Origin of the sequence: Rhizobium leguminosarum, assembly GCF_019798305.1 — a bacterium.
Classification (GTDB): domain Bacteria; phylum Pseudomonadota; class Alphaproteobacteria; order Rhizobiales; family Rhizobiaceae; genus Rhizobium; species Rhizobium leguminosarum_U.
The window spans coordinates 261,354-282,743 of the sequence record NZ_JAAXDD010000004.1 but is presented as its reverse complement, the minus strand read 5'-3'; the positions used below and the strand labels follow the sequence as shown (position 1 = coordinate 282,743).

21 protein-coding genes and 1 tRNA gene are annotated in these 21,390 nt (G+C 60.3%); 17 read left to right on the top strand and 5 right to left on the bottom strand.

Annotated elements, in window-relative coordinates; genetic code table 11:
- The first annotated feature begins 79 nt into the window (after positions 1-79).
- The 7 genes from HFO99_RS09485 (at position 80) to pncB (ending at position 8,828) form a co-directional block, all read left to right on the top strand.
- Positions 80-1,912: an extracellular solute-binding protein gene (locus HFO99_RS09485; protein WP_222360810.1), complete on the top strand. Its 1,833-nt coding sequence runs from the start codon at positions 80-82 to the stop codon at positions 1,910-1,912.
- A 150-nt stretch (positions 1,913-2,062) separates the two neighbouring features.
- Positions 2,063-3,151, top strand: coding sequence for a microcin C ABC transporter permease YejB (locus HFO99_RS09480; RefSeq protein WP_222360808.1), 1,089 nt, complete (start codon positions 2,063-2,065; stop codon positions 3,149-3,151).
- On the top strand, positions 3,151-4,299 hold the full coding sequence (locus HFO99_RS09475) for an ABC transporter permease (RefSeq protein WP_222360807.1): 1,149 nt from the start codon (positions 3,151-3,153) through the stop codon (positions 4,297-4,299). The genes HFO99_RS09480 and HFO99_RS09475 overlap by 1 nt, the downstream gene beginning before the upstream one ends.
- Entirely contained in the window at positions 4,296-5,933 is a 1,638-nt protein-coding gene (locus tag HFO99_RS09470) for an ABC transporter ATP-binding protein (RefSeq protein ID WP_222360806.1), read from the top strand. The genes HFO99_RS09475 and HFO99_RS09470 overlap by 4 nt, the downstream gene beginning before the upstream one ends.
- Before the next feature lie 8 nt (positions 5,934-5,941).
- Positions 5,942-6,901: a 2-hydroxyacid dehydrogenase gene (locus HFO99_RS09465; protein ID WP_222360805.1), complete on the top strand. Its 960-nt coding sequence runs from the start codon at positions 5,942-5,944 to the stop codon at positions 6,899-6,901.
- 88 nt (positions 6,902-6,989) lie between these two features.
- Positions 6,990-7,337, top strand: coding sequence for a hypothetical protein (locus tag HFO99_RS09460; RefSeq protein ID WP_222332591.1), 348 nt, complete (start codon positions 6,990-6,992; stop codon positions 7,335-7,337).
- Positions 7,338-7,523: 186 nt separating this feature from the next.
- Complete coding sequence (gene pncB, locus HFO99_RS09455; protein ID WP_222360804.1) at positions 7,524-8,828, top strand: nicotinate phosphoribosyltransferase; 1,305 nt, start codon at positions 7,524-7,526, stop codon at positions 8,826-8,828.
- Here pncB and HFO99_RS09450 read toward each other — a convergent pair.
- Together HFO99_RS09450 and HFO99_RS09445 are read right to left on the bottom strand one after the other, a co-directional pair.
- Positions 8,810-9,049, bottom strand: coding sequence for a CrpP-related protein (locus HFO99_RS09450; RefSeq protein ID WP_064247503.1), 240 nt, complete (start codon positions 9,047-9,049; stop codon positions 8,810-8,812). The genes pncB and HFO99_RS09450 overlap by 19 nt on opposite strands.
- Positions 9,050-9,490: 441 nt before the next feature.
- Positions 9,491-9,700 (bottom strand): KTSC domain-containing protein, encoded by a 210-nt coding sequence (locus HFO99_RS09445; RefSeq protein WP_222360803.1) that lies wholly within the window; start codon positions 9,698-9,700, stop codon positions 9,491-9,493.
- A gap of 264 nt (positions 9,701-9,964) precedes the next feature.
- On the opposite strand from HFO99_RS09445, the gene HFO99_RS09440 reads away from it, so the two are divergent.
- Entirely contained in the window at positions 9,965-10,726 is a 762-nt protein-coding gene (locus tag HFO99_RS09440) for a hypothetical protein (RefSeq protein ID WP_222360801.1), read from the top strand.
- Between the two features lie 255 nt (positions 10,727-10,981).
- On the opposite strand, the gene HFO99_RS09435 is transcribed toward HFO99_RS09440, so the two are convergent.
- Positions 10,982-11,071, bottom strand: a tRNA-Ser gene (locus tag HFO99_RS09435).
- Positions 11,072-11,299: 228 nt separating this feature from the next.
- Here HFO99_RS09435 and HFO99_RS09430 point away from each other — a divergent pair.
- The 9 genes from HFO99_RS09430 (at position 11,300) to deoA (ending at position 20,008) form a co-directional block, all read left to right on the top strand.
- Entirely contained in the window at positions 11,300-11,617 is a 318-nt protein-coding gene (locus HFO99_RS09430) for a hypothetical protein (RefSeq protein ID WP_018070333.1), read from the top strand.
- A 317-nt stretch (positions 11,618-11,934) separates the two neighbouring features.
- Complete coding sequence (locus tag HFO99_RS09425) at positions 11,935-12,927, top strand: BMP family protein (RefSeq protein ID WP_064247499.1); 993 nt, start codon at positions 11,935-11,937, stop codon at positions 12,925-12,927.
- 88 nt (positions 12,928-13,015) lie between these two features.
- On the top strand, positions 13,016-14,527 hold the full coding sequence (locus tag HFO99_RS09420; RefSeq protein WP_222360799.1) for an ABC transporter ATP-binding protein: 1,512 nt from the start codon (positions 13,016-13,018) through the stop codon (positions 14,525-14,527).
- A gap of 7 nt (positions 14,528-14,534) precedes the next feature.
- Entirely contained in the window at positions 14,535-15,638 is a 1,104-nt protein-coding gene (locus HFO99_RS09415) for an ABC transporter permease (RefSeq protein ID WP_222360797.1), read from the top strand.
- A gap of 10 nt (positions 15,639-15,648) precedes the next feature.
- On the top strand, positions 15,649-16,620 hold the full coding sequence (locus tag HFO99_RS09410) for an ABC transporter permease (RefSeq protein WP_222360795.1): 972 nt from the start codon (positions 15,649-15,651) through the stop codon (positions 16,618-16,620).
- A 1-nt stretch (position 16,621) separates the two neighbouring features.
- The gene (locus HFO99_RS09405; protein ID WP_003544464.1) at positions 16,622-17,011 is read left to right on the top strand and encodes a cytidine deaminase; all 390 of its coding nucleotides are present in this window, start codon (positions 16,622-16,624) and stop codon (positions 17,009-17,011) included.
- Positions 17,008-17,808, top strand: coding sequence for a purine-nucleoside phosphorylase (locus tag HFO99_RS09400; protein WP_222360793.1), 801 nt, complete (start codon positions 17,008-17,010; stop codon positions 17,806-17,808). Before HFO99_RS09405 ends, HFO99_RS09400 begins: the two co-directional genes overlap by 4 nt.
- Before the next feature lie 114 nt (positions 17,809-17,922).
- Positions 17,923-18,699, top strand: a complete 777-nt coding sequence (gene deoC, locus HFO99_RS09395; protein WP_222360792.1) for a deoxyribose-phosphate aldolase — start codon at positions 17,923-17,925, stop codon at positions 18,697-18,699.
- 1 nt (position 18,700) lies between these two features.
- The gene (deoA, locus tag HFO99_RS09390) at positions 18,701-20,008 is read left to right on the top strand and encodes a thymidine phosphorylase (RefSeq protein WP_222360790.1); all 1,308 of its coding nucleotides are present in this window, start codon (positions 18,701-18,703) and stop codon (positions 20,006-20,008) included.
- A 6-nt stretch (positions 20,009-20,014) separates the two neighbouring features.
- Here deoA and HFO99_RS09385 read toward each other — a convergent pair whose 3' ends face one another.
- Both HFO99_RS09385 and upp read right to left on the bottom strand, forming a co-directional pair.
- A complete protein-coding gene (locus HFO99_RS09385) occupies positions 20,015-20,584 on the bottom strand; it encodes a TIGR02281 family clan AA aspartic protease (RefSeq protein WP_222360788.1) in 570 nt (189 codons plus the stop codon).
- Positions 20,585-20,708: 124 nt separating this feature from the next.
- A complete protein-coding gene (gene upp, locus HFO99_RS09380) occupies positions 20,709-21,338 on the bottom strand; it encodes a uracil phosphoribosyltransferase (RefSeq protein WP_003544477.1) in 630 nt (209 codons plus the stop codon).
- Between the last annotated feature and the right edge of the window lie 52 nt (positions 21,339-21,390).

Sequence of the window (21,390 nt, the reverse complement as noted above, 5' to 3'; positions counted from 1 at the left end):
GCAAAAACCAAACTCTCTCCTGTTTTTCGCCCGTATTTTTCGTATTGTCGAACCCACCAATAATCAGGGGAAAGCGTGAATGGCGGTTCTGTGGTCGAAAATCGGTTTGTTTCTATCGCTTGCGGGTGCTCTGGCGCCAATGACGGCAACGGGTCAGGACCAGCCCTTTCAGATCGGAAGCTCGGTCATCAGCGAGATGAAGTACAAGCCGGGCTTTGCGCATTTCGACTACGTCAATCCCGATGCACCAAAGGGCGGAGACCTGCGCCTCTCCGCAAGCGGCGCCTTCGACACCTTCAACCCGCTGCTCGCCAAAGGCCAGGCGGCAGTGGGCTTGACGCTCGTTTACGACACGCTGATGAAGCCCGCCGACGACGAGCTCCTCGTCTCCTACGGTCTGCTTGCCGAGGGACTGTCTTTTCCCACCGACGTCTCGAGCGCGACCTTCCGTCTGCGCAAGGAAGCGAAATGGGCGGATGGTCAGCCGGTAACGCCCGAGGATGTCATCTTCAGTCTGGATAAGACGAAGGAATTAAATCCCCTCACGGCGAACTATTACCGCCACGTTGCGAAGGCCGAAAAGACCGGCGATCGCGACGTCACCTTCACCTTCGACGAGAAGAACAACCGGGAGCTCCCGAATATTCTCGGCCAGTTGGTGGTCGTGCCGAAACATTGGTGGGAAGGGCAGGGACCGGACGGCAAGCCACGCGATATCTCAAAGACGACCCTCGAGCCCGTGATGGGTTCGGGACCCTATAAGATTGCTGCCTTCTCGCCAGGCGCGACAATCCGCTATGAGCTACGTGACGACTATTGGGGCAAGGACCTCAATGTGAATGTCGGCCAAAACAATTTCCGCAACGTCAACTACACGTATTTCGGCGATCGGGATGTCGAGTTCGAGGCCTTTCGCGCCGGCAACAGCGACTACTGGCAGGAAACCACGGCTGCCCGTTGGGCGACGGGATATGATTTTCCCGCGGTGAAGGAAGGACGTGTCAAAAAAGAGGAGGTTGCAAACCCGCTGCGCGCCACCGGCATCATGCAGGCTCTCGTGCCCAACATGCGACGTGACCTCTTCAAGGACATCAGGGTCCGCGAGGCGCTGAACTATGGTCTGGATTTCGAAGAGTTGAACCGCACCGTTGCCTTTAACAGTTACAAACGCATCGACAGCTATTTCTGGAATACCGAACTCGCCTCCTCCGGCCTGCCGCAGGGTAGAGAACTGGAAATTCTGCAGGGCATGAAGGATAAGGTGCCGGCAGAAATCTTCACCACGCCCTATAGCAATCCCGTCGGCGGCGATCCGCAGAAGAGCCGCGATAACCTCCGCAAGGCGATTGCGCTTTTCAAAGAAGCCGGCTGGGAGTTGAAGGGCAATCGCATGGTCAACACCAAGACCGGCCAGCCGATGAGTTTCGAGATCCTGTTGTCGAGCCCCATGCTGGAGCGCTGGGCGGTGCCTTATGCCAACAATCTCAGGAAAATCGGCATCGATGCGCGGATCCGGACAGTCGATGCGTCGCAATCTGTCAATCGTGAACGCAGCTTCGACTACGATATGATCTGGAATGTCTGGGCGGAGACCATGAATCCGGGCAACGAACAAGCCGACTATTGGGGATCCGGTTCGGTCAATCAGCAGGGTTCCCGCAATTATGCCGGCATTGCCAACCAAGCCGTTGATGAGCTCATTCGCATGATTATCTTCGCGCCGAACCGCGACGAGCAGATCGCAGCAATCAAGGCCATGGATCGGGTCTTGCTTGCAAATCACTACGTCATCCCGCTGTTCTACCGCGATACTTATAACATCGCCTATTGGAACACGATCATGCATCCGGCCGAGTTTCCGGCCTACAGCCTTGGCTTCCCCGATGCTTGGTGGTCGACCTCGGTAAAATGAGCGGGCTTGCAATGCAGGGGCCCGCGGCTCCAAATGGCACGAGCGAATCACGACAAGCCGGCAGGGCCGGCAAGGGAAGGCTGGCGGATTGAGCGGCATGAGACTGGACGGCAGGCAGACGAGAAAAACATTCCCGGAGGCTGAAGGCTGATGGGCGCCTATGTCATACGCCGCCTGCTTCTGATGATCCCGACCATCGTCGGCATCATGGCGATTTCCTTCATCGTCATCCAGTTCGCGCCCGGCGGTCCCGTCGAGCAGGTGATCGCCCAATTGACCGGTCAGGCCGATAGTGCCGACCAGCGCCTGTCCGGCGGCGGCGATCTTCTCGGCGGCACTGGCAGCGATGAAGGTTCGAAATATCGCGGTGCCCAGGGGCTCGACCCGGAACTGATCGCCAAGCTCGAAAAACAGTTCGGCTTCGACAAGCCGCCGCTGACGCGTTTTGGCGAGATGATGTGGAATTACAGCCGCTTCGATTTCGGCGAGAGCTTCTTCCGCAACACCTCCGTGCTCGAACTGATCAAGGAGAAGCTGCCGGTATCGATCTCGCTCGGCATCTGGATCCTGATCTTCTCCTATGCCATTTCCATCCCGCTCGGCATCCGCAAGGCGATCAAGGACGGATCGACCTTCGATGTCTGGACATCGGGCGTCATCGTCGTCGGCTACGCCGTCCCGAGCTTCCTGTTCGGCATTCTGCTGATCGTGCTTTTCGCCGGCGGCTCGTTCTACGACTGGTTCCCGCTGCGCGGCCTGGTCTCCGACAATTTCGACCAACTGGCCTGGTGGCAGAAGCCGCTCGACTATTTCTGGCACCTCACCTTGCCGCTGATCTCGCTTTCCCTGTCCGCTTTCGCGACGACGACGCTTTTGACCAAGAATTCCTTCATCGAGGAGATCAAGAAGCAATATGTCGTCACCGCCTGCGCCAAAGGTCTGAACCAGCGGCAGGTTCTCTACGGCCATGTCTTTCGCAACGCCATGCTGATCATCATTGCCGGTTTTCCCGGCGCCTTCATTTCCGCTTTCTTCACCGGCTCGCTGCTGATCGAAAATATTTTCTCGCTCGATGGCCTCGGCCGTCTCGGCTATCTGTCGGTGGTCAACAGGGATTATCCGATCGTCTTCGCCACGCTCTATATCTTCTCGCTGCTCGGCCTCGTCGTCAGCCTGGTTTCCGACCTGATCTACACCTGGATCGATCCGCGCATCGATTTCGAGCGGAGGGATGTCTGATGGACGCCGCCGCAAATCCCGCTGTCACGACGCCCGTCAAACCGCCGCGCAAGGGCCTGCTCTCGCCGACCAACATCCGCCGCTGGCAGAATTTCCGGGCGAACGGCCGCGGTTACTGGTCGCTGTGGCTGTTCATGCTGCTGTTTATCCTCAGCCTGTTTGCCGAGTTCATCGCCAACGATCGGCCGATCATCGCCTCCTACAAGGGCGAGATCCTGTTTCCTGTCCTCATCGATTATCCCGAGGAGAAATTCGGCGGCTTCCTGGCCGAAACCGACTATCGTTCCTCGGTGATAGCGGACGAGATCAATGCCAATGGCTGGATGATCTGGCCGCCGATCCGCTATTCCTATCGCTCGGTCAATTCCAACATTCCGCATTCGGCGCCCACTGCTCCCTTCTGGCTGATGACGAAGGAGGAGCGTTGCGCCGGTTATCCGCAAGGGGTGAACGATCCGGAATGCACCCCCGGCAATCTCAACTGGCTCGGCACCGACGACCAGGCGCGCGACGTGCTGGCGCGCGTCATCTACGGTTTCCGCATATCGGTGCTCTTCGGCCTGGTGCTGACCATCTGCTCGGCTGTTATCGGCGTGACGGCGGGCGCGGTGCAGGGTTATTTCGGCGGCTGGACCGACCTGCTGCTGCAGCGCTTCATCGAGATCTGGTCGTCGATGCCGGTACTCTACATCCTACTGATCATCGCCGCACTGCTGCCGCCTGGCTTCTTCGTGCTGCTCGGCATCATGCTGCTCTTCTCCTGGGTCGGCTTCGTCGGCATCGTGCGCGCCGAATTCCTGCGCGCCCGCAATTTCGAATATGTCCGCGCCGCCCGCGCGCTCGGCGTCAACAATCGCACCATCATGTGGCGCCACCTGCTGCCGAATGCCATGGTCGCGACGCTGACCTTCCTGCCTTTCATCCTCTCCGGTTCGATCACGACGCTGACCTCGCTCGATTTCCTCGGCTTCGGCATGCCGCCGGGCTCCCCCTCGCTCGGTGAGATGATCGCGCAGGGCAAGACCAATCTGCAGGCGCCCTGGCTCGGGCTGACGGCCTTCTTCGCGATGTCGATCATGCTTTCCCTGCTGATCTTCATCGGCGAAGCCGTGCGCGATGCCTTCGATCCGAGGAAGACGTTTCAATGAGTGACATGACAGAACCGCTACTTTCCGTCCGCGATCTCTCGGTTGCCTTTCATCAGGGCGGCGAAACCTCGCTCGCCGTCGATCATATCTCCTTCGATATCGCCAAAGGCGAGGTCGTGGCGCTCGTCGGCGAATCCGGCTCCGGCAAGTCGGTCTCGGCCAACTCGATCCTGCGGCTTTTGCCTTATCCCTCGGCAAGCCATCCCTCCGGCGAAATCCTGTTCAAGGGCAAGGACCTCCTGAAGGCGTCGGAGCGGGAACTGCGTGAAGTGCGCGGCAACGACATCACCATGATCTTCCAGGAGCCGATGACCTCGCTCAATCCGCTTCATACGATCGAGAAGCAGATCGCCGAGATCCTCGCCCTCCACCAAGGCCTCGCCGGTCAGTCGGCGCGCCAGCGCGTACTGGAATTGCTGAACCAGGTCGGTATCCGCGAGCCGGAGAAGCGGTTGAAGGCCTATCCGCACGAACTCTCCGGCGGCCAGCGCCAGCGCGTCATGATCGCCATGGCGCTCGCCAACCGGCCGGAATTGCTGATTGCCGACGAGCCGACCACCGCCCTCGACGTCACGGTGCAGGCGCAGATCCTCGAATTGCTCCGGCAGTTGAAGGCCGTCCACGGGATGTCGCTGCTGTTCATCACTCATGATCTCGGCATCGTCCGCAAATTCGCCGATCGCGTCTGCGTCATGACCAAGGGCAGGATTGTCGAAACCGGGGCCGTCGAGGACGTCTTCGCCAATCCGAAGCACGACTATACCCGGCATCTCCTTGCCTCCGAACCACGTGGCGAGCCGCCGCTGGCCGATCCGTCGAAACCGATGGTGATGGAAGGTTCGGATATCCGCGTCTGGTTCCCGATCAAGGCTGGGCTGATGCGTCGCGTCGTCGATCACGTCAAGGCGGTCGACGGCATCGATCTTTCGCTGCGCGCCGGCCAGACGCTCGGTGTCGTCGGCGAGTCCGGCTCCGGCAAGACCACGCTTGGCCTGGCGCTCACCCGACTGATTTCCTCAGAAGGACGGATCGCCTTTGTCGGCAAGGATATAGCCGGCTATTCGTTCAGTGAGATGCGGCCGTTGCGCAATCAGCTGCAGGTCGTCTTCCAGGATCCCTATGGATCGCTAAGCCCGCGCATGTCGGTCGGCGATATCGTCGCCGAGGGGCTGAAGGTGCATGAGCGCTCCCTGACCGCTGAAGAACGCGACCAGCGCGTCTGCTGGGCGCTGGAGGAGGTGGGTCTTGATCCGCTGACCCGCTGGCGTTATCCGCACGAATTCTCCGGTGGCCAGCGCCAGCGCATCGCCATCGCCCGGGCCATGGTGCTGAAACCGCGCTTCGTCATGCTCGACGAGCCGACCTCCGCGCTCGACATGAGCGTCCAGGCCCAGGTGGTCGATCTCCTGCGCGATCTGCAGAAGAAACACGACCTTGCCTATCTCTTCATCAGCCACGACCTGAAGGTGGTGAAGGCGCTCGCCAACGACGTCATCGTCATGCGTTTCGGCAAGGTGGTGGAACAGGGTCCGTCAGCCGACATCTTCCGCGCGCCGAAGGACGATTACACCAAGGCGCTGATGGCCGCCGCTTTCAACATCGAGGCGGTGCCGACGCCCGCCGTGCAGCAATAAAGAAGATCATGTCCGCCCGTCCTCCCGTTCTCGTCGATATCAAGTTCAATCCCGAAGGCGTCGCCCGCGTGCTGAAGACGGCCTTTGCCGACCGTGGCAGCATCAATCTCGCCGATCCGGCCAATCAGGCACGCGATCTCCGCGCGGTCGAATACGCGCTTCTGTGGAAGCCGGATGCCGACCTTTTCGCGCGGGCGCCGAACCTGAAAGTGATCTTTTCGGGCGGCGCTGGCGTCGACCATATCATCGGCATGGCCGGCCTGCCCGAGATCCCGATTGTTCGCTTCGTCGACCGCAGCTTGACGACGCGCATGAGCGAATGGGTGGTCATGCAATGCCTGATGCATCTGCGCGGGCAATACGCCCATGACAGCCACCAGCGCCAGCGCCAATGGGCAAAATTGATCGCGCCGGAGGCGGCGGAAGTGACGGTCGGTGTCATGGGTCTCGGCATTCTCGGGCAGGATGCGGTCGCCAAGCTGAGGGTGATGGGTTTTAATGTCATCGGCTGGTCGCGCAGCCGCAAGCAGATCGACGGTATCGAAACCTTCGACGCCAGCGAGTCGGATAGCTTTCTCGCAAGGACCGACATCCTCGTCGGCCTGCTGCCGCTGACGCCTGAAACATCGGGATTCTATAACGCCGGGCTGTTTGCGAAGCTGCGCCGCAACGGCGCGCTCGGGCAGCCGGTTTTCATCAATGCCGGCCGCGGCAAGAGCCAGGTCGAGGCCGATATCGCCTCCGCCATCCGTGACGGTACCCTCGGCGGCGCTTCCCTCGATGTCTTCGAGGCGGAGCCGCTTGCATCAGGCAACCCATTGTGGGACTTGCACAACGTCTTCCTTACGCCGCACGACGCGGCCGTTTCCGAAGAAAACGCGCTGTTCCGGCATGTCGAGATGCAGATCGCCCGCTTCGAGCGTGGCGAGCCGCTGCAATTCGTGGTCGACCGCGCCGCCGGCTATTGAGCTTTCGGAACCTTCCAGACAGCCACCCGTTTCCTTTGCGGAAATTCTTCGCAGCCGGATCGGCCGGTCAAGACAGCGGAAGGAGACGATGATGGCGCATCAGACGGAAACACGCTGGGAAAAGTCCGATGGCAAGCTTCACAAGGAAGAGCTGATCCCGCCGGTGAAGGCAAGGCAGGGACGCATGGGTTATCGCATCCTGATGGTGCTGATCGTTGCGCTGGTGCTTGCCTTCGTGGTCTGGATACCGGTCGAGATTTGGGGCAAGCGCGAGGCGAACGAGGTGGCGCCGCAGCAGCCCGGCCAGCAGCTTCAGTCGCAGCAGCCTGCTCCGGCCCCTGCGCCGGCGCTACAGAACGGTACTGCCGTTCCGACAGAAACGCCGAACACCACGCCGGCCGCTCCGAATGTGGCGCCCGCAACGCCGGCCCAATGATCATGAGCAAAACCATGTTCCCGTCCCGCCGCCACACTGCGGCGGGACGTTCATTGTTTTGTCTGGACTTTAGCCGCCGATTTTTCGATAAGAAGGCACACGAGCCGGTTTCGTGCGCCGGCTGGGAACTTGGCAGTACCCGGGAATTTGGCAGCACCTGACCGGAGTGGACAGGGCGGGAGTTTCATGGCCAGGACCGATATCGCAAGACGCGTCTACAATCACGCCTGGAAACTCGATCCGATCATCCGCAGCCTGATCGATACCGACTTCTACAAGCTTTTGATGCTGCAGATGATCTGGAAGCTCTATCCGGACGTGAACGCGTCCTTCACCCTGATTAACCGGACCAAGCGGGTGCGTCTCGCCGAAGAGCTCGATGAAGGCGAATTGCGCGAGCAGCTCGATCATGCCCGCACGCTGAGGCTGTCCAAGAAGGAGATGATCTGGCTTGCGGGTAACAGCTTCTATGGTCGCGCCCAGATCTTCGAACCGGAATTCCTCGCCTGGCTTTCCAATTTCCAGCTTCCCGAATACGAGCTGTCGAAGAAGGGCGGGCAATATGTGCTGGATTTCCACGGATCGTGGAAGGAAACCACCATGTGGGAAATCCCGGCGCTCGCCATCGTCAACGAGCTGCGGTCGCGCTCGGCGATGAAGGCGCTCGGTCCCTTCACTCTCGATGTGCTCTATGCCCGCGCCAAGGCGAAGATGTGGTCGAAGGTCGAACGGCTAAAGGAACTGCCGGGCCTGCGCATCTCCGATTTCGGCACCCGCCGCCGTCACAGTTTCCTCTGGCAGCGCTGGTGCGTCGAGGCGCTGAAGGAAGGCATCGGCCCGGCCTTTGCCGGTACCAGCAATGTATTGCTGGCGATGGATTCCGATCTCGAGGCCGTCGGCACCAATGCTCACGAGCTGCCGATGGTCGCCGCCGCCCTTGCCGAAACCGATCAGCAGTTGCGCAACGCGCCCTATAAGATCCTGCGCGACTGGAACAAGCTCTATGGCGGCAACCTTCTGATCGTACTTCCGGATGCCTTCGGCACCGCCGCCTTCCTGCGCGATGCGCCGGAATGGGTCGCCGACTGGACCGGCTTCCGCCCGGACAGTGCCCCGCCGATCGAAGGCGGCGAAAAGATTATCGACTGGTGGAAGAAGATGGGCCGCGATCCGCGCCAGAAGCTGCTGATCTTCTCCGACGGTCTCGATGTCGACGCCATCATCGATACCTATCGGCATTTCGAAGGTCGCGTGCGCATGAGCTTCGGCTGGGGCACGAACCTGACGAATGATTTTTCCGGTTGCGCGCCGATTGAGATCTCCGGCCTCAACCCGATCTCCATCGTCTGCAAGGTCAGCGACGCCAACGGCCGTCCGGCGGTGAAGCTCTCCGACAACCCGCAGAAGGCGACCGGCGAACCGGCCGAGGTCGAACGCTACCTGAAATTCTTCGGCGCCGAGGACCGGGTCGATCAGACCGTTCTGGTGTAGGTGTGGGCCAATGTGCCGCCATCCCGGGGCATATTGATGTGCCCCGCCATCGCATCCTCGATCGACCAACCGAAGCGCCAGGCGTCGAACATCGAGTACCATTCCTGGAAGTCGGTGATCGGCAATATATCCGGCTTCGACATCGGATTGTCGGCTAGGCTGCGGCCACGGGCACGGTCCCGTGCGCCACGCTCCTGCATCTCAAGCAGATTCTCGAACATCATCACCCTCCGGTCTTTATCCGATAGTTTTATGCAATCATGCTAATAAAGCATTGTCTAGTCCGGATGCGATATCTCGAGTTTTTCACAGGATTAGCTCCAATTCGCTAGTTCGGTGGGATGATGGGGACCCAAACTGGCGCGGGATCATACGATCTCAAGCAAACAAGCGGGGCATGTAGCCTTCGAAAACGACGCGCGTTTCGGCATGGCGCTCCACGAGCGTCCCGTGACGGGGAGGCTCGGCTTCCTGGCTGGGGTCCGCCGCCGAGCCTCCCGGCTTGCCGACCTTTAACCCGGCAGCGCCGACACGTTGCCGCTGTTCGGCAGGGGCGATCCAATCCAGATGATATCGAGGGCTAACAGCCGGTTAATATCCACCGGCCTCGTCCCGATTCCGCACAATCCCGCAATGCGTGCTGTCGCTATCCGCTCGGGTTTTCAGGCTGCCAGTCTGCGAAACCGGGTTCTGATCCGGTCGAGATAATAATGGCCGGGAGACGGCGCCACCGTCATCGCGTGGGCTTCCGAGGAGGGAACGCCTTCGAACAGACGTTCTTCGCCATTCTTGAAACAAATCCTCAGCAGTCCGTCGTCCTGGCTGAAATAGACGGATTTGATGATCTTCGACTTTATCGAAAGTTCTTCCACCTGTTTTACCTCTGTTTTTTAGTTTGGCAGACGGTAAACCCAAACGTGCAAAGACGCGGTGAAGCCGCATGGTAAAAAATCAGGAATCTTGCTTAGGTCGTCGGGACGTCAATCGGGTACCGTAGCCACACCTCGACACGGCCGATTGTTGGCTTCTGCAGGGTTTCGGTACGGGAACTTGCTGAAAAGAAAGATCAACGTTTGACAGCACCATGTTTTGATGACGATATCTTCTATCCAGAGGCGAGGGATGGCAGGGGTGCAATGTTAAGTGAAGCGATTTCTTTTGTAAGACGTAATCTGTCTTTTGTGTGTGTTGTTGTTGCAGCCAATTGCGCGATGGTCGCTTTTGATGATTACAGCGGTGGGAACAAAAGTAATTCAGCGCAATTTTTCGTCTCTTTGTCTTTTGGATTCTTCATTCAGAATGCAATATTAAACGGAGACGGGAAAGTTTCAAACCTGACTAGCGGAATGCGTGGGTTTGGTGGCTACATCTGGAAGAACTTGCTTATCATCCTCGTCGTCATTGGAATCGGGATTGGTGTCCCTGTCGCATTCGGCGCCGCTTCCCTATCAAGGAACACATTTCTACTCTTATGTCTTGCGGTGATCGCAATGATCCTTCCGCTGCTCCTTGCCCTTGTCGGAACCTGGCCTATTGCCGGAATTGCGGGCTCTAAAAGCGGGCTTTCAGCTGCCTTCAGCCGGGGGAAACGCGGTTTGGTTCCCACCTTTTTACGGCTGTTTGCCGGACTGTTTCTTCCCTTCATCGGTGCTTTGATACTGATGACGGCAGCAACATCGATGTCATACGCAGCCGATAGCATCTTCTCGGATGGAAAACTGAACCTCATCGCTTTGGCAATACTGGTGATTTGCCAATGGGCGTCGATATTCGGCCTGTGCTACGTTTCTATCGTCCTGGCTCGCAAACTGCTGAGTTCCGAGGCTCCGCGGTCTCCAATCGGAGGACGTCAAGGGAATGCGGCCGCAGCGACGAGCGTCTCGGAAATCTTCGAATAGGGCCTGCAGCGCCGCACGTCTTTTCAGACGCGCAAAGGACGCTGCAACGCTCTGAATCTACGCGTCGACCCGAATCGATTCCGAATTTCAGGCCGACGCGCTAGTCGTGATCATGCTGAGCCGCCGCCGGGCATTCCAATATCTGCAAGTCCGGGAATCTCGGCAGGGGCGTTGAGGCTGCTGTCACACACAATAGATCGTCACGAAGGCTGGCACGGCCTTGCGGAGGAAGGATCGGGGGTTTTAACCGAAAAATGGCGGACAGGGTGGGATTCGAACCCACGGTACGCTTTCACGTACACACGCGTTCCAGGCGTGCGCCTTAAACCACTCGGCCACCTGTCCTTTTTTGGCGTTCGCGCCCGGATAGGAGCAAATCGTCGGAACGGCGCGATATATACCGATGAATTTTTGCCGATCAACCGAAATCTAACAGTTTTTTGACTTCTTCAGATAAAACTCGCCTCGGCCCTTCCATTGTGCTTCACCTCATCGATGACTATGTAATTCTCTAAGGTGGAGAATGGCGCGGCCGGCCGGAATTGTCCGGCATATCGAGCGTCGGAGGAATTGATGCGTTTCCTGTTGCGTCTGGCGAGTCTTGTCGCGCTTGCGGCGGCCGTTATTGCCGGGACCATCGATTCGATCCAATCGGTTGCGGCGTCTTCCGTGGTGATGACGCCGATCTCCGATGCCTGGCAGGATGTGAGCCCGACAACCCTGACGTCGCTGCAATCCTCCCTTTCCTATTATATCCACCCGCGTTTCTACACCTTCATCTTCCAGTGGCTGATGCTCCAGCCGGCCTTTGCCGTTTTCCTGGTGATCGCGCTGCTTCTGTGGATGATCGGCTACAAGAAGCCGCCGGTGGCCGGTCGCTTCACCGCATAGCAAGGTGGTTCTGCCGGCACGATCCGGCGAGAAATCGGGGTGGGCATGGGCCGCTCTTCTATTCGATATTTGCCGCTCGAATTGGCTAGAAAATCCGCATTCTGATGCAAGGAATGTCCAAAAATCAGCCCCGAAGAGCTGATTTTCGGCAATCGCTGCAAATCTTTACCAGCTGAAAAATTTCTGGTGAATTTTTCCGTGAGCCATGCAAGGATGCGCGCAGCCAGGCCTCCGGGGGGAGGTCGGTGGTTCCGCAGACATGCCCGAAAAGGGCTTGCGGGAGGACCCCTAACGAATAGCAACAACAGGGCTGCACAATGAAAAAATCCCTTCTCACTCTCTTTGCCGTGGCTGCCATGTCGACGACGGCGCTTGCCGCCGATGTCAAGCCGGCGCTGGTTTACGGCACCGGCGGGAAGTTCGATAAGTCCTTCAACGAGGCGGCCTATAACGGTGCCGAGAAGTTCAAGGCCGAGACCGGCATAGCCTATCGCGACTTCGAGCCGACGGGCGATACCCAGGGCGAACAGGCCATCCGCAACTTCGCAAGCCGTGGCTTCAATCCGGTGGTTGCCGTTTCCTTCGCCTGGACTTCGGCCATCGAGAAGGTTGCAGCCGAATTCCCGGATACCAAGTTCATCATCGTTGACTCCGTCGTCGACAAGCCGAACGTCCGCTCGGTTGTCTACAAGGAAGAAGAAGGCTCCTACCTCGTCGGCGTTCTCGCCGGCATGGCGTCGAAGTCAGGCAAGGTCGGCTTCGTCGGCGGCATGGACATTCCGCTGATCCGCAAGTTCGAATGCGGCTACGAGCAGGGCGCACGCTCCGTCAAGGCCGATATCGAAGTCTTCCAGAACATGACCGGCACCACGGGTGCGGCCTGGAACGACCCGGTCCGCGGCGGCGAGCTCACCAAGAACCAGATCGACCAGGGCGCCGACGTCGTCTATGCGGCAGCCGGTGCCACCGGTCTCGGCGTTCTGCAGACGGCTGCCGACAACAAGAAGCTGTCGATCGGCGTCGACTCCAACCAGAATTATCTGCATCCGGGCTCGGTCCTGACCTCGATGGTCAAGCGGGTCGACCTCGCCGTCTACAACGCCTACAACGACACCAAGAACGACAAGTTCACCGGCGGCGTCCAGGCGCTCGGCGTCAAGGAAGAGGGTGTTGGCGCTGCGATCGATGAGCACAACAAGTCGCTGATCACGCCGGAAATGCAGGCTGCCGTCGACAAGGCCAGGGCCGATATCATCGCGGGAACCGTCAAGGTTCACGATTACACCTCGGACAACGCTTGCCCGAAGTGATCCGCGCCCGAATGTGATCGACGATTGAGATCGGGCGTATGGCGGAGGGGATTTTCGCCATACGCCCTTTTCTTATTTGGAGCCTGCAGTGACAGATAAGCCCGCTATCGAGCTTGTCGGCATCGACAAGAAATTCGGTGCCGTCCACGCCAACAAGGACATCAACCTCACCGTTGCCAGGGGGACGATCCACGGCATCATCGGCGAAAACGGCGCCGGCAAATCGACCCTGATGTCGATCATCTACGGTTTCTACCATGCCGACAGCGGCGAGATCCGCGTCAACGGCAATCCCGTCACCATCCGTGACAGCCAGGCGGCGATTGCCACCGGCATCGGCATGGTGCACCAGCATTTCATGCTGGTCGATAATTTCACGGTGCTCGAAAACATCATGCTTGGCGCCGAAGGCGGCATGCTGCTCGCGAGGGGCGTCGCCTCGGCGCGCGCCGAGCTCAAGCGGCTCGAAACGGAATATGCTCTGGAGGTCGATCCCGACGCGCTGATCGAGGAGCTTCCGGTCGGCCTGCAGCAGCGTGTCGAGATTTTGAAAGCCATGTATCGCGGTGCCGAGATCCTGATCCTCGACGAGCCCACAGGCGTTTTGACCCCGGCGGAAGCCGATCACCTTTTCCGCATCCTCAAGGTGCTGCGCGATCAGGGCAAGACGATCATCCTCATCACCCACAAGCTGCGCGAGATCATGGCGATCACCGATACCGTCTCGGTCATGCGCCGCGGCGAAATGGTCGCGACCCGCAAGACCGCGGAGACGACGGTGGAGGAACTCGCCGAACTGATGGTCGGCCGCCGCGTGCTGCTGCGCGTTCAGAAGGGCGAGGCGAACCCTGGGGCAGCCGTGCTGTCCGTCCGCAATCTCACGGTCAAGGACAATCGCGGCGTCACCATGGTCGACAACGTCTCCTTCGACGTGCGCGCCGGTGAGATCGTCGGCATCGCCGGTGTCGCCGGCAATGGCCAGTCCGAATTGCTGGAGGCGATTGCCGGCATCCGCAAGCCGACCTCCGGTGAAATCCTGCTTGACGGCCAGACGATCGACAAGGCCGATCCCGCCCGCTTGCGTGATCTCGGCCTCGCTCATATTCCAGAGGACCGCCACCATATGGGCCTGGTGCTGAAATTCGAGGAATATGAAAATTCCGTGCTCGGTTACCATCGCCGCCCAGCCTACAGCAAAGGCCCGCTGCTCGATCTCGAAGCGATCCGCAAGGATGCGATGGAGAAGATCGAGAAATACGACATCCGCCCGCCGAACCCGCGGCTGAAGACGGCGAATTTCTCCGGCGGCAACCAGCAGAAGATCGTCGTTGCCCGCGAGATCGAACGCGATCCGAAGATGCTGATCATCGGCCAGCCGACACGCGGCGTCGATATCGGCGCCATCGAATTCATCCACCGCCGGATCATCGAGATGCGCGACGCAGGCAAGGCGATCCTGCTCGTCTCCGTCGAACTCGATGAGATCCGCTCCCTTTCAGACCGTATCCTTGTCATGTTTGCCGGCCATGTCGTCGGCGAGAAGACTGCCGATGCCGGTGAACAGACCCTCGGCCTGATGATGGCCGGCATTGCCGCATGAGGCCTTTATGAGCACTGCTTCCGTTCCGCTGCCAAATTGGATCAATTACGGCCTCATCCCGATTTTGAACCTCATCGTCGCCTTCCTGATCTCCGGCTTCGTCGTCTGGCTGATCGGCGAGAGCCCGCTCGATGCGCTGTCGCTGCTGATTCAGGGCGCGCTCGGCAATGGCGAGGGCATCGGCTTCACGCTGTATTACGCCACGAGCTTCATCTTCACCGGCCTCTCCGTCGCGGTGGCGATCCATGCCGGCCTTTTCAACATCGGCTCGGAAGGCCAGGCCTATGTCGGCGGCCTCGGCTGCGCGCTGGTGGCGCTGGCGCTCGATCGCTACGTACCGTGGTATGTAACGATGCCGATCGCCGTCGTCGGCGCCGGTCTGTTCGGCGCAGCCTGGGCGTTCATCCCGGCCTTGCTGCAGGCAAAACGCGGCAGCCACATCGTCATCACGACGATCATGTTCAATTATATCGGCGCAGCGCTCATGGTGTATCTCCTGGTGCATGTGCTGATCGTGCCCGGCAAAATGGCGCCGGAAACCCGCACCTTCCTGGACGGTGGCCAATTGCCGAAGCTCGGCTGGGTCATGCAGCTGTTCGGCGCCAAGCTGGGGGCTGCCCCGTTCAACGTCTCCTTCATCATTGCGCTCGTCGTCAGCTATCTCGTCTGGTTGCTTGTCTGGCGCACCAAGCTCGGTTTCGAGATGCGCACGCTGGGCGTCAGCCCGACGGCGGCGGCCTATGCCGGCATCCCCTATGCCCGCACGGTGATCATCGCCATGCTGCTCTCCGGCGCGCTTGCCGGCATGATGGCGCTGAACCCCGTCATGGGCTCGTCGGCCCGCCTGCAGGTGGAATTCGTCGGCGGCGCCGGCTTCGTCGGCATCGCTGTCTCGCTGATGGGCCGCAACCATCCGGTCGGCATCATCGTGGCGGCGATCCTCTTCGGCATCCTCTACCAGGGCGGCGACTGGGTTTCCTTCGAAATGCCGAACATCACCCGCGAGATGATCCTCGTCATCCAGGGTCTGGTGATCCTCTTTGCCGGCGCGTTGGAATATATGTTCCGGCCGGCGATGGTGCGCCTCTACCAACAGTTCAAGCGCGGTTAAGGAGCGGGCGATGGATTATTATGACATCTTCATCAGCGTTCTGAGCTCGACCATCCGCCTGTCGATCCCGCTGATCTTCACCGCCCTTGCCGGTCTGTTTTCGGAACGCGCCGGCATCTTCGATATCGGTCTCGAGGGCAAGATGTTGGGATCGGCCTTTGCCGCCGCCTGCGTTGCCTATCTCACCGATTCGGCCTGGCTCGGCCTCGGTGCCGGCATCCTTTGCTCGGTGGCGCTGAGCCTGGTGCATGGTTTTGCCTCGATCACCAATCGCGGCAACCAGATCGTCTCCGGCGTCGCCATCAACTTCTTCATCGCCGGCATCACCATCGTGCTCGGTCAGGCCTGGTTCGGCCAGGGCGGACGCACGCCGCAGCTGTCGCCGGAGTCGCGCTTCGCGCCGATCATCCTGCCGGGCGCCGATGCCGCCCGCGACATACCGATCATCGGCCCGATCTATGCCCATGTCATATCGGGCAACAATGTCCTCACCTATCTCGCCTTTCTCGCCGTGCCGTTTTCCTGGTGGGTGCTTTACCGCACACGCTTCGGCCTGCGGCTGCGCGCCGTCGGCGAAAACCCGGGCGCGGTCGATACAGCCGGTATCTCGGTCGCCTGGCTGCGCTACCGCGCCGTCATGTGTGCCGGCATTTTCTGCGGCTTTGCCGGCACCTATCTGGCGATCGCCCAGTCTGCCGCCTTCATCAAGGACATGTCGGCCGGCAAGGGCTACATCGCGCTTGCCGCTCTCGTCTTTGCCAAGTGGAAGCCGGTACCTGTCATGTTTGCCTGCCTGCTCTTCGGCTTCCTCGATGCGCTGGCAAATTTCATGCAGGGAAAGCATGTGCCGCTGATCGGCGAAGTGCCGGTTCAGGTCTTCCAGGCGCTGCCCTATGTTCTGACCTGCGTCCTGCTTGCCGGCTTCATCGGCGTTGCGACCCCGCCGAAAGCCGGCGGCGTGCCTTATACGAAGGAGCGTTGAAATGTCTCACGACCTGTTCGAAGCCGCCCGCGGCGCCATGGCTTTTGCTCATGCGCCCTATTCGAAATTCCCCGTCGGCGCGGCGATCCGCGCCGAGGACGGTAAGGTCTATACCGGCGCCAACATCGAAAATCTCTCCTTTCCGCAAGGATGGTGTGCCGAGCCGACGGCGATCGGCGCCATGATCATGGGCGGCGCGAAGAAGATCGTCGAAATGGCCGTCATTGCCGAAAAACTGCCGCTCTGCCCGCCCTGCGGCGGCTGTCGCCAGAAGATCTCCGAATTCGCCTCCAAGGAAACGAAGATATACCTCTGCGATGAGGCGGGCGTGAAGAAGACCATGACGATGGAAGAGCTTCTTCCCTTCAGCTTCGAGACTGAACTCGGATGAAGGCGACGGTCAGCCTGCTCGCCGCACTGCTCGGGGGCATCAAGCCGCGTCACGGCATCGTGCTCGGCTCCGGTCTCGGCTCCCTCGTTGGTGAGCTCGATGACGCCGTGCGTGTTCCCTATCGTGACCTGCCGGGCTTTCCCGTCAGCGCCGTCTCCGGCCATGCGGGCGAAGTCGTCGCCGGCCGCCTCGGCGGCGTGCCCGTTATCATGCTCTCCGGCCGCGTGCATTATTACGAGAAGGGCGATGCCAACGCCATGCGCCTGCCGATCGAGGTGCTGAAGGCGCTCGGCGTCGAAGCGCTGATTCTGACCAATTCGGCCGGATCGCTGCGCGACGACCTGCCGCCCGGTTCGGTAATGCAGATCACCGATCACATCAACTATTCCGGCATGAACCCGCTGATCGGCGAGGAAAGCGATCACCGATTCGTCGGCATGACCAATGCCTATGATGCGGGGCTTGCCGCGGCGATGCAAAGGGCAGCGGCAAAGCTTGAAATCGAGCTGGCGCAGGGCGTCTATATGTGGTTCTCCGGTCCAAGCTTCGAAACGCCGGCCGAAATCCGCATGGCGCGCATCCTCGGCACCGATGCCGTCGGCATGTCGACGGTGCCCGAGGTGATCATCGCAAGAATGCTGGGCCTGAGGGTTGCAGCCGCCTCCGTTATCACCAACTATGGGGCAGGCATGACCGGCAATGAGCTCAGCCATCAAGAAACCAAGGACATGGCGCCCATCGGCGGCGCCCGTCTCGCCGCCATTTTGAAAGACATGATTGCGGCTGGAACAGGATGATTTTGGGCCGGGTCGGCCTAAAATCTGAATCCTGTTCTACATTAAATAGTTAAAGCATGATGTCGTTTGAAAACCGCCCACACTTTTCGGCATCATGTTCTAGAGGAAGCGAAGATGAATAGCCATTCCAACCGGGAGACGGCGGCTGTCGCCCTTTCCCTCCTCGATCTCACCAATTTGAAGGACGATTGCACCGAGGCGCAGATCGAGATGCTCTGCGCCCGTGCACAGACGCCCTATGGCAACAGCGCTGCGATCTGCATCTGGCCGCGGTTCGTCGCCCAGGCGCGCAACATCCTCGGCACCGGCCATGCCTTGCGTATCGCGACCGTCGTCAACTTCCCCTCGGGCGATATGGAAGTGGCCGATGTCGCCGCCGAAGCGCGGGAGGCGATTGCCGATGGCGCCGATGAGATCGATCTGGTCATCCCCTATCGCAAGCTTCTCGCCGGCAATGAGAAGGCGGTGACCGACATGGTCAAGGCCGTGCGCGCCGAATGCACCGGCCCCGTCCTGCTGAAGGTCATCATCGAGACCGGCGAGTTGAAGGATGCGGCATTGATCCGCCGTGCCTCCGAACTCGCTATCGAAGCTGGTGCTGATTTCATCAAGACCTCCACCGGCAAGGTCGCCGTCAACGCCACGCTCGAAGCTGCCGACATCATGATCCGCGCTATCCGTGAGAGCGGCCGCAAAGTCGGCTTCAAGCCGGCCGGCGGCATCGGCTCGGTGGCTGATGCCGCCCTCTATCTGAGCCTTGCCGAAACCATCATGACGCCGGACTGGGCGATGCCGTCGACGTTCCGCTTCGGCGCTTCCAGCCTGCTCGACGATATCCTGGCGGTTCTGAGCGGAACACAGTCGGCACCGGCTGCAGCATCGAGCTATTGAAATGATCCCGCAGGAGATCATCCGGCGCAAGCGCGATGGCGACGAACTCGACGCCGCCGATATCAGCTCCTTCATCGCTGCGTTGGCTGCCGGCCAATTGTCGGAAGGCCAGATCGGCGCGTTCGCCATGGCCGTCTGGTTCAAGGGCATGTCGCGCGCCGAAATCGTGGCCCTGACGCTGGCGATGGCCGATTCCGGCGACAGGCTGCAATGGGCCGATATCGACCGCCCGGTTGCCGACAAACATTCGACCGGCGGCGTCGGCGACAATGTTTCGCTGATGCTGGCCCCGATCGCTGCTGCCTGCGGCCTCGCCGTTCCGATGATCTCCGGGCGCGGCCTCGGCCACACCGGTGGCACGCTGGATAAGCTCGAATCCATTCCCGGCTATATGATCACCCCGGATGCTGACCTGTTCCACAAGGTCGTGAAGGAGGCGGGATGCGCCATCATCGGTCAGACCGGGACCTTGGCGCCCGCCGACGGCAGGCTCTATGCCGTGCGCGACGTGACCGCCACGGTCGATTCCATCCCCCTCATCACCGCCTCTATCCTCTCGAAGAAACTTGCGGCCGGGCTCGAGACGCTGGTGCTCGACGTCAAGGTCGGCAACGGCGCTTTCATGGCTGACCGCGGCCAGGCGGAGATCCTGGCGCAGTCGCTGGTCGAGGTGGCCAATGGCGCAGGCGTGAAGACCTCGGCCCTGATCACCGACATGAACCAGCCGCTCGCCGATAGTGCCGGCAACGCCGTCGAGATGCGGAACTGCCTGGATTTCCTGGCGGGCAGAAAAAAGGACACGCGGCTTGAGACCGTCGTTCTCGCTTTCGCTGCCGAAATGCTGGTGAAATCCGGCATCGCCGCTTCGTCTGATGAAGCCGAGGCGATGGCGCGTCGAGCCCTGTCATCGGGAAGGGCGGCAGAGGTCTTCGCGCGCATGGTATCGATGCTCGGCGGCCCGGCCGATCTCATCGAAAACCCCGACCGATATCTGGCCAGGGCACCTGTGGAAAAACCTGTCCCGGCCGCCCGGTCCGGCTGGCTTGCCGCCTGCGATGCGCGCGGTATCGGCGTCAGTGTCATCGATCTCGGCGGCGGAAGACGCCATCCGACGGACCGGATCGACCACCGCGTCGGCTTTTCCGAACTCCTGCCGCTCGGCACCCGCGTAAAAGCGGGCGAACCGATCGCTCTCGTTCACGCTGCTGACGAGACCGCGGCGGAGAGGGCGGCGACAGCACTTGCCACGCACTACCGCATCACCGACGACAAGCCGGAGTTGACACCGGTGATTGCGGGGCTGGTCTAAAGCGGTTTACTGCTTGAGGCTGAGCGAACCGTCGGCGACGGAATAGGAGGCGAGCTTCTGCAGGAAGCTCATGCCGACCAGCGTCGTCGTCAGCGCATCGTCCCTCAGGACGAAGGCTTCGACATCGCGCACGCGAATACCGCCGATTTCGACCCGGTCGAGTGTCACATGCGCGGCCTTCGTCTGGCCGTTCGCGGTGTTCACCCCATAGCGGAAATCGAGCTGGCTGGCCGTGAAGCCCAGTCGGCGGGCGAGGGTCTCATTGAGCGCCACATAGGTGGCGCCGGTATCGATCAGGCCCTGCACCGGCTTGCCGTTGATCTTGAAGCTGCCGATATAATGGCCCTGCGCATCGGCCTGCAGGCGGATCGCATTGCTGCCGGATACGGGCGCGGGTACTGCGGGCTCATTGCTTTCGGTCGATACGTAATTGGCGGAGAGAGCGTCAGCAGGTTGCTGGCTGGCGCTTCCGAAGAAGGAAGGCACCTGTGTGGCGAGCACCGCGGCGATGCTGGCGAATAGGACGGTGCGCACGAGCATGAAACAGAAATCCTTCCTGTATAAACCCCGCCTCATGCGGGGCCTCATGCTTCAGGTTCCTAAACCTCAAGTGCTGATAAGTTGCTAAGATAGATGACAAAAGGCCCGGAGCGAACCGCCGGGCCTTCAAGTCTTTCGATTTGGTAAAGGAAGGCTGAAATTACTTGGTGCCGTACATGCGGTCGCCGGCATCGCCGAGGCCGGGCATGATGTAGCCTTTCTCGTTGAGATGACTGTCGATCGATGCGGTGAAAACCGGAACATCGGGATGCGCGGCGCGGAAGTTGCGGATGCCTTCCGGGGCGGCAAGCAGGCAGAGGAAGCGGATATTGTGGGCGCCGCGTTCCTTGAGTTTGTCGATCGCCGCGATCGAGGAATTGCCGGTCGCAAGCATCGGGTCGACGACGATGATCAGGCGCTCGGCCACGTCCTCCGGCGCCTTGAAATAATATTCTACCGGCTGCAGCGTCTCGTGGTCGCGGTAGACGCCGATATGCGAGACGCGGGCGGAAGGCACGAGATCGAGCATGCCTTCGAGCAGCCCGTTGCCGGCACGCAGGATCGAGGCGAAGACCAGCTTCTTGCCCTCGAGGATCGGCGATTCCATCGTCTGCAGCGGCGTCTCGATCGTTTCCATCGTCAATTCGAGATCGCGGGTCACCTCGTAGCAGAGCAGGGTCGAGATTTCGCGCAGCAAGCGCCGGAAACTTCCCGTCGATGTCTCCTTGCGCCGCATGATGGTGAGCTTGTGCTGCACAAGCGGATGATCGATGACCGTGACGCCGTCCATGGGGAAGCCTTTCATTCTTTCTATCGGATGTTTCTTTCACGGAAATCGGCCT